At 42.5% G+C, this 14645-nt stretch carries 11 protein-coding genes; 6 read left to right on the forward strand and 5 right to left on the reverse strand.

From position 1 onward, the window contains the following. The first annotated feature begins 142 nt into the window (after positions 1–142). A complete protein-coding gene (locus tag F7R24_RS00005) occupies positions 143–1366 on the forward strand; it encodes a type II toxin-antitoxin system HipA family toxin (RefSeq protein ID WP_276613228.1) in 1224 nt (407 codons plus the stop codon). A 167-nt stretch (positions 1367–1533) separates the two neighbouring features. Here F7R24_RS00005 and F7R24_RS00010 read toward each other — a convergent pair whose 3' ends face one another. After that, a complete protein-coding gene (locus tag F7R24_RS00010) occupies positions 1534–2217 on the reverse strand; it encodes a VPLPA-CTERM sorting domain-containing protein (protein WP_151669196.1) in 684 nt (227 codons plus the stop codon). Positions 2218–2690: 473 nt separating this feature from the next. Here F7R24_RS00010 and F7R24_RS00015 point away from each other — a divergent pair, with 473 nt between their 5' ends. Then, positions 2691–3224: a hypothetical protein gene (locus F7R24_RS00015; RefSeq protein ID WP_151669197.1), complete on the forward strand. Its 534-nt coding sequence runs from the start codon at positions 2691–2693 to the stop codon at positions 3222–3224. A gap of 155 nt (positions 3225–3379) precedes the next feature. Here F7R24_RS00015 and F7R24_RS00020 read toward each other — a convergent pair whose 3' ends face one another. Beyond that, positions 3380–4678 carry a hypothetical protein gene (locus tag F7R24_RS00020; RefSeq protein WP_151669198.1) on the reverse strand — a complete coding sequence of 433 codons (1299 nt, stop codon included), beginning with the start codon at positions 4676–4678 and terminating at the stop codon, positions 3380–3382. Positions 4679–4708: 30 nt separating this feature from the next. Further along, the gene (locus tag F7R24_RS00025; protein ID WP_151669199.1) at positions 4709–6721 is read right to left on the reverse strand and encodes an Ig-like domain-containing protein; all 2013 of its coding nucleotides are present in this window, start codon (positions 6719–6721) and stop codon (positions 4709–4711) included. Positions 6722–6810: 89 nt separating this feature from the next. Between F7R24_RS00025 and F7R24_RS00030 the strand changes: the two genes are divergently transcribed. Continuing rightward, positions 6811–9651 carry a hypothetical protein gene (locus F7R24_RS00030; RefSeq protein WP_151669200.1) on the forward strand — a complete coding sequence of 947 codons (2841 nt, stop codon included), beginning with the start codon at positions 6811–6813 and terminating at the stop codon, positions 9649–9651. Between the two features lie 59 nt (positions 9652–9710). On the opposite strand, the gene F7R24_RS14720 is transcribed toward F7R24_RS00030, so the two are convergent. After that, positions 9711–10148 carry a DUF4351 domain-containing protein gene (locus tag F7R24_RS14720; RefSeq protein WP_240775911.1) on the reverse strand — a complete coding sequence of 146 codons (438 nt, stop codon included), beginning with the start codon at positions 10146–10148 and terminating at the stop codon, positions 9711–9713. Beyond that, a complete protein-coding gene (locus F7R24_RS14725) occupies positions 10126–10401 on the reverse strand; it encodes a hypothetical protein (protein WP_240775912.1) in 276 nt (91 codons plus the stop codon). Before F7R24_RS14725 ends, F7R24_RS14720 begins: the two co-directional genes overlap by 23 nt. 237 nt (positions 10402–10638) lie before the next feature. Between F7R24_RS14725 and pgi the strand changes: the two genes are divergently transcribed. The 3 genes from pgi to F7R24_RS00050 are packed head-to-tail and all read left to right on the forward strand — an operon-like array spanning position 10639 to position 14643. Further along, complete coding sequence (gene pgi / locus F7R24_RS00040) at positions 10639–12276, forward strand: glucose-6-phosphate isomerase (RefSeq protein ID WP_151669201.1); 1638 nt, start codon at positions 10639–10641, stop codon at positions 12274–12276. 21 nt (positions 12277–12297) lie between these two features. Then, a complete protein-coding gene (locus F7R24_RS00045) occupies positions 12298–13578 on the forward strand; it encodes a nucleotide sugar dehydrogenase (protein WP_151669202.1) in 1281 nt (426 codons plus the stop codon). Positions 13579–13584: 6 nt separating this feature from the next. Beyond that, on the forward strand, positions 13585–14643 hold the full coding sequence (locus F7R24_RS00050) for an acyltransferase family protein (protein WP_151669203.1): 1059 nt from the start codon (positions 13585–13587) through the stop codon (positions 14641–14643). The last annotated feature ends 2 nt before the right edge of the window (positions 14644–14645 follow it).

Raw genomic sequence — 14645 nt, forward strand, 5'->3', positions numbered from 1 at the left:
ACATCGCAGAAGCCGATACGCTAGAGAAACTCGAACAACTCTTGCCATGGAATGCTCCGCTTGAGAAAGCTTCAAAAAAAGTGACTCAGTACAGCTAGGGGTAGAGTGCTGATTTATTGGCACTTACGTATTACAGATCTCGATCCATGGTGAACGGGTGGGCTACCTAGCTGGTTTTAAAAATGGACGCAATGTATTCAGTTTTGCAGACGAATTTAAAAAAAATCCACATCGTTCAACATTTAGCCTGATTACCCACCCAACATTTCCCAATGCTAACAAACTCATGTTAGAGCCTTGGTCACGTAATCAGCGGCTTCATCCCGTACTTTCAAATCTACTTCCAGAAGGCTCTTTACGAGAACTAATAGCGCAAGGTCTTAAAACCCATATCGATAATGAGTTCCAACTTCTCGCGTATTTAGGAAACGACCTACCTGGCGCCATTCAGGCGTTACCTCTCGAACCGGGTAATATTCCAGAATATGTGTTAAACACTCACGGAAAAGCAACAGCGGTGAAGTTTGATCAACTCAACCAAGAAAATAAGTTTTCGTTGGCTGGCGTACAAATGAAGTTTTCCATGAAAGAAACAGATGGCCGCTTTACTCTGTCAAATAACGGCAATCTCGGTAATTGGATTATCAAAACACCTTCTACCAAGCATAAGCTTCTGCCACAGAATGAGTTCACAGCTATGACATTAGCCAGGATGGCTGGCATTGATATTCCTGAAATAAAACTCGTCGATCTCAATAGACTAGACAACTTACCCTCAATCAACCTACCAAGTGAAACGCAAGCATTTGCCATCAAACGCTTCGACAGATCTGATAACCAACGAATTCATATGGAAGACTTTGCGCAGATTTTAGTGAAATATCCGCACGAAAAATATAATTCTGCAAACTACGAAAACATCGGCAAGGTTATTTATCACTTTTCTGGGCAAGGGCTCATAGATGCTCAACAATTTGCAAAACGACTACTGGTGAATATTTTACTTGCAAACGGTGATGCGCATCTTAAAAACTGGAGTTTGATCTACCTCGATAAGGTGACACCTCAACTTTCACCTGCCTATGACATCGTAACCACCAGTGTTTATATCGAAAATGAGAACCAATTCGCACTCAATCTCAGCAAAACAAAGCATTGGTATGAAATCTCAATGGCACACTTTGAAACCTGGTCTGCAAAGACGGGGATACCATGGAAAGCCATCAAGCCTCACTTAAATGACACACTCGCGAAAGCAAGAGAAAGATGGCCTACGGCACTGAAAGATCTACCCATGGCTGAGCAGCACAAACAAACACTCATCACTCACTGGGACATACTTCATCAAGATTTTAGAATTGTTTAGGAGTTGTTACTCCGACCCACGTCTCCTCCGACCCGGATCTCTTTCCCTCCGACCCGGATCTCTTGATTTAAGACATTAAGTGTCCACTAAAAATAAGTGGACACTTAAATCAAGGGTTCATAACCTGTAACGGTCGAACGCTTACGGTATTTTTTAGGATCCACTAATTAAGCAACCTGAGCTGTTAGCGCCCTATTTTGCTTACGCTTCTTAATCCATCCCAATCCAGCCAAGCCAGTCAAAAACAACCAAGCGGCAGCAGGTAAGGGTGTTTCATAAACACCTTGCATTCCATACACACCTTGCATCCCATAAACCTTAATGTTGGAGATATCATTTACGCTAAATGTAAACTCACCCAAAGAGAGATTTACAAGAAATACAGCCCATGTAGAAGCTTGCTTGATGCCTAAGGCAATTTGAGAGTAACCCTCAAAAGAGAAGTCACCTTCTAAATTCAACAAGGTTGTATCTGAATTGTGTGTCCAGAATTCTCCCTCCGTATACTCGCCTACAAACACAAAGCCCTCGCCAACACTACTGTTTAGAAAAGGATCATTATGATTTCCAGTCAGATTATTTCCGCCTTTTGCATCACCAGAAAGGATACATTGTGAGCCAGATAGGCTGAATGTACAGGTCATTGGTGCTGTCGCTGCAAATCCAACGTTCGCAACAAGCAAAGAGAACATCATTGCTAAAGATAGCAACGCATTTCGTAAACCCATTAAAGATTCCTCTTTAATTGAAACATCTATAAATTCACCCATGCCACCATAAAGGTCGCTACATGGGTAAGCATTTGTTTGAAAAGACTTAATAGTCAAAGAATCAATTTGAAACAATGCCAAATTCTTTCCAACATTCAAATGTTAAATAAATTAATGAAAAACAACAAGTAATAAATGGTAGAGCATGCTGCGAGCATAAAACTTCAAACGCAATCATAAAATCAAATAAAACTAATATGAACAATCACTTTGATGCAAAACAGACAAGTGAGATCTTAACCTGACCCCGATATCTCCTCTGCAAGCCGATTTCCATTGATTTAACATGCCTTCATACAAATAAAACAACAATACTTACTTGAATATTTTTCAAAAAAAGCTAAAAAATAAACTTTATCTATTACATTCAATTACATAGTACAACAAAAAACTTTACGCAAACGCAAAAAAACATATTCAATTTTTTAAAATAAAACAATATACTTACACGGTAGGAAATGTTTTGTTGAGTTGGAGTGAAGTAGTACCAATGCAGGGCATCACTTACGAATAAACACGATTTATAGGAACTCAAAATCAAAGGATATAACTCAATGAAAAAAATACTCTTAGGCGTGCTTTTGATGCTGGTATCTAGCATAGCTGCCTCTGCGTCAATCACAATATCGCCATCAACTACCAATTTTACATCAGGCTCTTCACTTGAAAGCTCTAGTAATGGTATTGGTTCGATTCAATGGGACATCACCGCTGGCGGTGATATTGATTCTTATGTCAGCCTAAACTTTGATTTATCGGTATCTGGCTCAGGTCAGATCAGTGATAGCAACAATTGGACTGTCTCTATTTTAAACTCAGCTTCTGAGACTATCTTCAGCGGATCTTTAGGGCAGACTTTCAATATTTTACTTACTGCGGGTAATACGATTACTGCTATCGTAGCTGGAGAAGTAAGACGTGGAAGCTTAAGCGCATACACAGCAACACTAACCATAAATAATTTCAGCACTCAAGTTAGTGAGGTACCCCTACCAGCTGCAGTATGGCTTTTCGGTTCAGTACTACTAGGCGGTATAGCGCTACGTCGTAGAGCTGCACTAAAGCGTCAGCCAGCACTGGCTGTATAATGTAAAGCATGTTCAGAGAACTAAAAGGGGCTCATGCCCCTTTTTTGTTGCTAAAAAACTAGAATTTTCACTTAAGAATTTTACAAGATTTACCAAAACTGTTGATCTGCCGTAAGATGATAGCCACGGAGTTTTTACTCCGACCCCGATCTCCCTCAACCCGAATGAAGTGGCAAAAGATCGATTTTCGATTCAATAAAGCGAATCATCTGGGCATATTCATCGCTATCAACATCACCGAAGCGTTGTTCAAACTCAGCACGCGGCATGATCTCGGGTACCCCCTCTAAGCTAGCGATCACATCTTCCTCTGACTGAATCCGACCAATCAACTCAGGCCAGTGTTCAGCAGGAGTCGACATCATCAGGTTCGATAAGCGAATACCCGAGTTATTGGCGACAATATCGGTGAAATCGAAGCCTGAATATGCACCAGAACCTATAGAGTCGAGCAACTCCTTAAACTCGCCAGCAGAAACTGACACCCCTCGATTACTGATGGCTTGAATGGCGGCTGCCGTAATAAAGTGACGACGTAAATCGATGCGATCATGAAAGGTTAACTGGTGACAGTTAACATCCCAATCCCTATCAGCCTCTTTAGGTATTGAACCAAAACGACCTATTGCTGTGGCGGTATGAACAGAACCACATGCCCAGGTCACCGCCAGCATGGCAGCGGTGTAACGATCTGCCAATAAGAGTGACTCATCGCCATCCAACGCGTGTTGCAAAGCAAAACGTACATACGGAACAAAACTACCGGTTGACGGAAGCTGACCAGCATCCATCGCCTCTCTTAGTGAAATATAGTATTCAACAAACAAATCAGCCTCGGGCATGTCTCCACCACGAAGCACTCCAAAAAGTCCATCCAACACATTTCCTCGATCATCTTCAGATAAAGCAAGACTAAACACCATTGCATCATCTTGAATAACCATTTCCGAGGCAGCGCTTAAAATAATAGAACCCAGGTCACGGCCAGACAAAAAATTGAAAGCATACAGCCCAATATCCAACGTTAGATTAGGAGGTAAACGAAAACCACCCAGAATAAGATGCTCTACAGACAATTGATCTTTATAAGGTAAAACGGCCGCCGCCACATTAAGCCATCGCTCTCCGAGCGGCCATGGAATTTGCATCGCCCCTTCAACCCAGACCATCTCATCATTCAAGGTGACGCGACCTACACCTCTTGGCAACATTCGCGCACCCACGCGCATCAGAGCATTTGCATCGGCTTCAGAGATCACAATCACCTCATCCGCTTCAGCCCTTCCTTCAGTCACAGCACGAACTTGCTCTACAAAGCTTTTGGTATAATAAACATCCTCAGGCGTAGGTGCACCAATATCGGAAATAGCCGGTTGCTTATCCAATACCACTTCTGCAGCAATCACAAAAAATACACCCAATCCCAGCAATCCGAACAACAACCAACGCAACATGAAAAGCTCCCTTATCAAAACAGCGCAATACTATAAAGTAGAACGCACACTTAACTCCACCACCTCACTCAACCCAACCCCATCAAACAAACGGTACTGAATAGAATCACTGCCAGAAAAATCAGGGTTAGGATGATAAACAGGATTACCCTCTTCCCAGCGAATCAAGCCTTGTTGTGGATTAGATACGATTACCACATGATGATCAGAGACACCTGAAATCCTTAAAGCTATCGGCAACTGATCACTAAGCTGATGCACTTCAGGTGACGTCGCAACAGGAGGTGCATAACGATCTTCACCGGATGCTAGCCACACAAACGCCCCTCGAGAAGCTAACTCATAAGTACCGCTTCGAGTTTCATGGCGATGAATAGCGCGAATCTGATAATACACATCACCAACAACGTCAGAACTATCCACAAACTGCAACTGATCCGCAGCCAATGGCAAGTCTGTTAAACGCTGAAAACCAGAAGTAGCTTGAGAAGAACGGTAAACATGATAACCGAGAGGAGCATCCCCCACAGGTGGTTGCCAAGATAAATGAATACCCTTGGCCTCACGCACAACCTGAGGCAAACGAACAGGCTGTGATACATGCATTCGTAGCGTGGGATCACCCATCAAATTCATATGCACATGACTTTCAAGATGAGAGTAATGTCCACCTGGGAAAAACTCACCCCCGTTAAATGCATTATTTACGGTACGTTGATGCGACTGTCCCACTGTCCAACCCGCAGCCATTTGATGCATATGCCAAGCGGGTCGCGCTCCCCAGCCTACGGCTAAACCCCAATCAGGTTGCGCCAATAGCATCCGCATCGCATTCTTACCACCCGACCATTTTTGCTTACCACTACCAAAATTCAACATGAAGATAGCGCGATTTTGGACATCAATATAATGCTCTGCTGAACCACCATCCCAATGTCCAAAATCCATCGCCCAAAGATAGTCATCTTCATTTAACCTTGGCTGAAAGCTTTCCTCCATCACATTGCTTGATCCGAACATGGCTCTGACCCAGCTGTGCTCTTGAAAAAGATGGTTGCTATTGAGTAATGCGCGATACGGAACTTCTCGATCCGCATTGCGCCATGCATGCGTTTTATGAACATAATCACGAAGCAGCTCAACTTCCGATTTTTGAAGTTCTCGTAAACCAGACAGATCCACTCGTCCTACCATCACATCAATTGCACGAGGAAGAGTTGAATGATCAAATTTTCCATCGCGAGGAATATTCGAGCGGCTATCTCCTCCTTCATTTGAAAAAAGCTGTAAATCCGTCCAAGCACCCGTTAAATCGGCATAGTAAAGATCGGTTTCATGAGGCGCGTTTTGATGACCATCAGGCGCCAAAAAACCAGAGCGTGCGATAGGCACATGACCAAACAGATACAAACCTTTGATCTCTGGATTTTCGCGAACAGCCTGACGAATCAAAGCATGCAACGCAACAGGGTCACCTTGACGATGACGTGGCGTTAATAACCTAACCACATTCCAACCATCACCCGCTAAATCCTGCGCTAGTAAACGCAGATCCATCGACAATGTATCCACCAGTGTTTCATCAACCACCAACAAAAGTGATCCTTGCTGATCCACCAAAGACGCATCCAAACTCACCACAAAATAGGTAGCCGCTTCATGATAGTTTCGACTTTGCAACGCAGGACGGTGAACGCGATACTCGTATTGCTTACCTAGCTCCACATTAGCATCGGTAAAACGTCTAACCTGAGTCGGAAGCTGTGCAATCGGTTCAAACAATGTCATTTCGGCAAAGCTACGCTGACGCCCTTCATGCATCACCAGTCGATGCCAAATTCCGCTTTTCACGCCCAACTCACGACGATATATCGTCACCTGCATTTCCGAGTTAGAACCCGGCTGACTATCCCAACTAATCTGAACACTGGGCTGAGGTGATCTAGCCACTTCAAAGTCGACTTTAATTTCGCGAGGATTCGCAAAGGATTGCAGCGAAACTAAGCCAAATAGTATAGCGACAAGAAAAGCATTTTTTTTCATCATTTAATCCATTGCAAAGCATTGCTTGAAGATGATCAGTATAATCATCTATTTCCATCTACCCAATCAACGTCACAACAAAGAGCCACATGCGCATACTTATTATTTCAGTTTTATTTGCCCTAATCAGTTTCAGTGCCCTAGCTGATGAATCAACAGCCTACACCATCGCTGCAGATCAACGAAATGGCATGATAACGGTGATGCAGGGTTCGAATAGACTCTTACACTTTGACTACTATGACTGGGGGCCTGAATGGAGCGGTGTTCACAGAAGTAACGCCACCAACGAAGAAAACGACCAAATCAGTTTTACATACGAAAACACCATCGCTCGCACAAACACTGAATTCACCATTCAAGGCTTTTGGAAAAAAACTTCACCTACTCAAATGCGTTTTGAGGCGGACCTATCACCGAAAGCTAATAGCACACTGACACAAGCGCAATTTTCACTCACCGCAGGAGAGTTACTGCAAGGTGATAAGGCACGCATTTATAACAGAGCAAGGCAATTTAGAGATATCAACCTACCCTTTTCCAGAGGCTTGATCGGCGACGAAGTTATCCGTATCGAGTTTATAAAAGATGATAACCTCATAGCGACACTTGAATTTGACACACCCACCTATATCAGCGCCGATAGAAACGAAGCACGCATCGCCATAGCAAGGGAAAATATACAACAAGGTCAAACCTATGAACTCAAGATGACCTTAACGCTAGCAGACGCTTTAACGTTCTACCCAGGGCCCAACTCAACACCCAACTCTCAAGATGGCTGGTATGAATTTAGCCAAAACGTAGTGATATCACCTGACAGCCCCCTCTCTATGGCAAGCTGGCTTGATGGCCCTGCGGGTAAATATGGTCGGATTTTATCAGATGGCGATACCCTGTATCGAAACAACCAACCCACAAAACTTTGGGGGCTTAATCTCAGCTTTAGTGCTTGTGCGCCCAATAAAGAACTCGCAGATAAACGTGCAGCATTTTATGCAGCGATGGGGGTCAACTCAGTACGTTGTCATAAGTATGCGCAAGGTCCAGGATGGCAAGGCATCACCTCTGAAAACAGCACCGTCATTTATAATCCAGATGAACTAGATAAATTTGACTACTTCATAGCCGCACTGAAAAAGAAAGGTATTTACACCAAACTCTCACCCGTATTTATTATCAGCCCCGGGCCAGATGACATTGCGTCAATTCCATACTTGAATGAGTTTGAGAAAAACAACAGTGGCTGGTATACACCTAAACATGGCAGTATTTACTTCAGCCCAGAACTTCAGAACCTATTAATCCAGCAATTTACCAATCTACTTATGCATACCAACCCCTATACAGGGCTGACCTATGCCGAAGACCCCGCCATTGTGTATGTAGAACTCTACAATGAAGACAGTATCTTTTTTCATGGCACACCCCGGGCACTCGCCACATCACCTACCTTAAGAGCGAATGCTGGCGAACTCTTTGCCAATTGGTTAAAAGAAAAATATCAAACCGAACGTGCTTGGCGAAATGCATGGGGTGATCGTGCCATTAACGCCAGCATCCTCAGAAATCAGCGTATACCGACAGACGAAAACTGGAATGAAAATCGAATCTATCCAATAGGCAACCCTTGGTTCTTTGACCCAGACAATATCGACACCTCACAAAGCCGATATCGCCAGCGCCTCTATGACACCATGGAATTTCTGTATCAGCATCAAAATCTCGTCTATGCAAAAATTGCCGATGCAGTTAAACAGACTGGATACACTGGCGAAATCATCAGCTCCAACTGGATTGCTGGTCGTCAAATGAGTCACTTCTATAACCTGCACTCTGATTACCTTATTGGCACCATCGACAGACATAACTATTTTGGCGGTGGGCGCGGTGCGTTTCATGCTAATGCCTCCATGCTTGCTAGCCCAGGTAGTGGCATACTCAGTTCAGGATTACATCAAGTTAAAGATCGTCCATTTATGCTTTCGGAATGGATACATGTCAGCCCGAATGAATGGACGGTTGAAGGCCCTGCCATCATTGGTGCATATGGAATGGGCCTACAAGGATGGGATGCTTCCTATGCTTTCCAAAATGGTGATCATGGAAGCTTTAGTCCCTCACTACGTGACCAATGGGATGTCACTGCGCCCAATTTTATTGGGTTATTCCCTGCCGTATCACGTCAAGTCCATCGACAAGATATTCAAATGGCTGACCTAACTCATCATTTAAATGTTCATGTCCCCTCTTTAGCTGAAGGGAAAGTGGGATTTGAATTACGCGACCAAACCAGTGGTGATATCAAATCCACCACAACGGATGTGTTTGATGCCAGTGCTCTAGCCATTATGCGAAGCCAAATCAGATTCACAGATGAATTTACACCGACTTCAAAAGCAGCTGTTGAAAGCCATACCCATAACAATCAGTTCAACTCAACAACCGAAGAGTTATCTTGGACGGCAGGCGACAATCATCAATCCGGCTTCTTTACCATCGACACAGCCAATACCCAAGCAGTTGTTGGCTTTGCACAGAAACTACCTCAAACACTCAGCAATAGTCACATTGAACTTAACAGTCGTTTCGGTGCGGTTTATATCACCGCCCAATCAGAAAACGGCTCACTATCCGACGATGATTTACTGATCATCGCTATAGGTCGCGCTAGAAATGAAGGAGCAGCTATTGTTAATGATAACTTCATTCTGAGTCATGGCACACGCTCGGGACACCATCCAACAGGGCCAGTAATGATGGAACCCGTCCATGCGACCATTAAAATCGACAGAGACAATCTCCAAGTCTTTGCATTAAAACATGATGGAACACTGACTGATGTTGAAGTGCCCGTTAACCAAGATGGTGTCATTGTTATTGATACTGGTGTTTACAAAACACCTTACTTCTTAGCTAGGATGAGATAGGTTTGGAAATGACGGTCAGAGTCATATATGGATTTAAATGACTCTGACCAGTTTTTAACTCAGTGCTTCCCTAGAAGACCTTCCAGACTCTCAGCTGATAGAATCCCTTCGATCCACAAATCCAGCTGATTCGTATCAGCAGTAGTTATTCGCGTTTCAGCCCAATCGGGCAAGGCTCCAAACTTCATTTTGATGAGTTTTTTTAGAGCAATTGCCTCACCTTCCTGCCGACCTTCCTGCCGACCTTCCTGACGACCTTTTTGGATACCAATTAGCTCACCTTTTTCTAAGCCTACTCTTTCAGCCGTATTGATGTAAGGCATTTTCTTGTCCTCCTCGATCGCATAGATCGCATTCAAAAAATCTTCGTTCAGGTCGCTTGGGATCTTAATCATCCAGTCAATCACGTTAAAGAGTTCCTGTATCTGCTGTTTGCTATAGCCACGCTCATACATTAAACGGATAATACCAATTTTAGCATCTTTGCACTTCCACATGGATGAGTACCCAAGCCTCATCACCATCAGGCGTGAAAACTTTGACCAGTTTATCAGCATAGCGCCTGCCAGATATTGAATCCGGTGTCACTTGCTGTAACTCTTTGTCTAGGGAGGTGTAGCCTTTATCCCAGTCAATTTCAGGTGGAATAGTTGGGAACAGTAGTTCTAGAAACTCCTTGAAATAGCCATCTAACGCAATTTTCCAAGGGCTGTCGTGATCGGTAGAACGATCCATTTCAGTATTAGTCATAGCAACTCCTTTGCTTGAAGGCTCAATATTAGCGAAACAACTTAATCAAATAAAGTCATCCGTGAGATCTTACACTGACCCCGATCTCCACCGTTCATCAGTACAATAGTATTGGTTAACCAACCTGTCACAATACTCCCACATTAAAAGTTGATATGATGACTGGCTGTAAGGTTAACAAGTTAGTAGAATTGCTGCATTGCGACAAAACGACAGAAATCAAGGGAGCTGTATTACATGAATGTCTTCGCGACAGAGGCAGGAACCGACCTCTACGAGCATGCCACCACCCATGGTAAAGCGCACATCGCGTCGCTTTTTAAGCAAAACCCCAAGCGATTTGAAGAATTCAGCTTTTCAATCGATGGAATGTTGCTTGACCTTTCAAAACAACGCATCACTCATAAAACACTCGATCTACTCTGTGCCATAGCACGCGAGAAAAAACTGGATCAGTGGATTTCTGACCTCTTTAGCGGAAAAAAAATTAACACCTCTGAAGATCGCCCTGCTCTGCATACCGCACTTCGCACACCTAAATACCAATCCCTGCTTCTAGAAGGCACGAATATTATCGATCAAGTGCATGAGAATCTTGATCGTATGGAAAAACTGGTCAATCAGATACATGCCAAGCAGTGGTTAGGATGCACCGGTGATGCTATCGACACCATCGTAAATATTGGTGTTGGCGGTTCGGACCTTGGCCCGTTTATGGCCTGTAAAGCCCTATGCGACTTTACCACTGAAAACAGCAGTCGCATCGATTTACATTTTGTGTCATCTATGGATGGTAGCCATATTTCTAGCTTATTGGATAAGTTAGATCCAACTCGTACTCTATTTGTTATTTCATCGAAATCTTTCACCACCATCGACACGCTTTGTAACGCAGAAACGGCATTAGAGTGGCTTAAACGCTCCTACTCACCCGAAGGTATTGATCAGGACTTAATTGTTGCGCGTCACTTTATCGGAGTCTCTGCCACACCCAAAAAAATGATTGAATGGGGCATTCCCGATTCCAATCATCTTTACTTTTGGGATTGGACGGGTGGTCGATATTCCATGTGGTCAACTATTGGTTTACCTATCGCACTGCGTATCGGCATGGATAACTTTAGATCAATGCTCGCCGGTGCACATGAAATGGATACGCACTTTCATGACACCCCTTTTGAGCAAAACCTGCCAGTTTTATTAGCCATGGTGGGTATCTGGAACATCAATTTCTTATGTATCACAGCGCACGCCATCCTGCCTTATGATGGGCGCTTAAGTCATCTTCCTAGCTATCTTGAACAGCTAGAGATGGAAAGTAACGGTAAAAACACCACTCGCAGTAACGAACGGGTTGGTTATAACACCTGCCCAGTCCTATGGGGTGAGATAGGTACGAATGCACAACATGCTTTCTATCAACTCCTTCACCAAGGCACTATTCCAGTGATGTGCGACTTCATTACTAGCGCAGTTCGTTACGAAGGACCCAACAATATTGAACTTAAACGTCAACATCAGTTAAACCTTTCTAACTGTCTGGCACAATCGCAAATTCTCGCGCTTGGTGATACGGTCATAGAGGGCGCTGAAAATGCACCGATATACAAGCGCTATCAAGGCAATCAGCCTTGCACCACCCTGCTGTTAGATAAGTTAACACCCCATACTTTTGGCATGCTTATCGCACTTTATGAACATAAAGTATTCGTTCAATCCGTTATTTGGGATATTAATCCTTTTGATCAGTGGGGCGTAGAACTAGGCAAAACCATCGCCACTGGATTATTGCCAGCACTAACCGGTGAATGTGAAAAGCCATCACTTGATAGCTCAACACTAGGGTTGATTGAGCACATAAACCGGACGAACTAAGCAGGGAATCGAGGACAAACTATGAAAATCGCCGTATGGGGTAATGAATTAATCGGTTGGACGGCTGCAACGGCCTTTGCTGAATATGGTAATCAAGTTCATATCAACCAACACCTTTCAAAACAAGAAAGCTTAGGCGAGCAGTCGGGTGAGAATACAATCCTGTTCAACGAACCGGGACTTCTTGCTCACGTTAAAGCCCAGTATGACAAAAGCAATATTGTATTTGGTAGCCCAGTTGATGCTTTAAACTGCCCTATACAAATCCTAGCGCTTCATCCAGATAATATAGAATTTGCAAAAGAAATTATCCAAAGCGTTACACGTCAACATCAGCAACAACTGGTTGTCATTAACTACTCCACCTTTGGCTTAGGGGCAACAGATAGCCTTGCTGAACTGCTAAACAGTGAAAAGAAGCAATCGATTGCCTACATACCCGACCAACTCTCAGAAGGCAGTGCTTACGAAAACTTTATTCAAGCCAAAACTCTAGTCATCGGCTGTGAAGATAACGAAGCAACCATACTGATTAAAGCACTCTACAAACCATTTAGTCGACATCTAGATCAACTGCTAATCGTTAAACCTCGTGAAGCAGAGTTTATGAAGTTTGCTGTCAACGGCATGCTGGCGATGCGCTTAGGTTATGTCAATGAACTCGCTAACCTTGCCGATCAGTTAGATATTGATATAGACACCATCACAGCAGGTATGGGAAGTGATCCACGTATTGGAAAGCACTACTTATCACCAGGTTGTGGTTTTGGTGGATCGCACTTTTCTAAGTCAATAAAAAACATGGCTGAACTACTGCAAAGTAAGCGTAATTCAATTATTTTGAACACCTTACTAGAAGAAAATGAAAAGCAAAAGTTAATTCCTTTTAGAAAGTTTTGGCAACACTATAAAGCCGATGTTAAAGGTCGCAAAGTGGCTGTCTGGGGACTCTCATTCAAACCCAACACAGCCAGCATTCAAAACGCACCGAGCATTGAAGTGGTAAAAACATTACTTTCACAGGGCTGCACGGTTCAAGCACATGATCCACAGGCAATGCTCAACTTTAGTAAACTTTTTCCAGCAACAGGTCAAATTGCCTATTACGAAAATGCCATTGATGCTGTTAAAGATGTTGATGCATTGATTATTCTTACTGAATGGAATGAATACTGGTCACCTGATTACCATAAAATGATCGAGTTAATGAATAACTCTATTGTGATTGATGGACGGAATGTAATGGATAAAGAGCTAATGTTAGATTTTAATATTATATATTATGGTATTGGAAGGCAGTAGCTAAGAATGAATAATACTACAGGGATAGTACAAGAAAAAGTTTATTATCCATATTATGATTATATCCGATTTATTGCAGCCAGTGTTGTCATGTTTGGTCATGCCAATCTAATAACATGGTCACCGGCGGGTTCTATAGCAGTAGACGTATTCTTCACTCTAAGTGGTTGGTTGATTGGAAATATACTTATTAAAACCCACAAAAATCAACTACCACAATTCTACTTCAACAGAGTGATTAGGATATGGATTCCTTACTTTATATCATTTTTTATTGTAATCTCCCTATCATTAATTAAAGATGATATCACGCTAAAATGGATAGAAATTGTTTTTTATAAAGCAACTTTTGTATATAACATATTTGGACCAAGTCAACTTGCAGAATATAAAAATTTAATGCCATTAGATGGTACTGCCAACCATTTTTGGAGCGTTAATGCAGAAGAGCAATTTTACCTTTTTGCTCCAATACTTCTAGTCATAACACCAATAGTTGGTAGAAGTATTTTTACTTGGATTCTACTTGTAATAGCTGCAATGCTATATGATATATATGCACCAATTTTCGCAGGTGTACTCCTAGCAATACTAGTGGATAGAAATAGAGACTTTGAGAGAAAAAAACTAGTAAAACCTATTCTGATAATATTACTATCTATCTCGGTTATACTATTTATATATAATATTTATATGACAGTAGCATCTGTCATATTTTCAGCCGCACTCATAATGCTTCTTAAAATACCAGGACAGCACCATAAAGCAGGTGTATTCCTAGGTGGCATATCATATTCACTATATCTAAATCACTGGATGGGTGAATTCCTTGCTAATTTTTCAATGAAAATTGGTTTAACAAATAACATTACGATAAGATATCTTATTTCATTTATATCTGCTTACATAATTGCAAGCATCATATATTTAACAGTTGAAAAATATTGCATTAGAATGAGGCCGGTTTGGTATAACGTCGCTTATGGAAAGTTAGCTGTTTTTTTTGCATATAGTACTGTTGCCATTGGCATATTGGTCGGCACTTACTTCAATATTTATTATTGATA

This window comes from Nitrincola schmidtii (assembly GCF_008973715.1).
GTDB lineage: Bacteria > Pseudomonadota > Gammaproteobacteria > Pseudomonadales > Balneatricaceae > Nitrincola > Nitrincola schmidtii.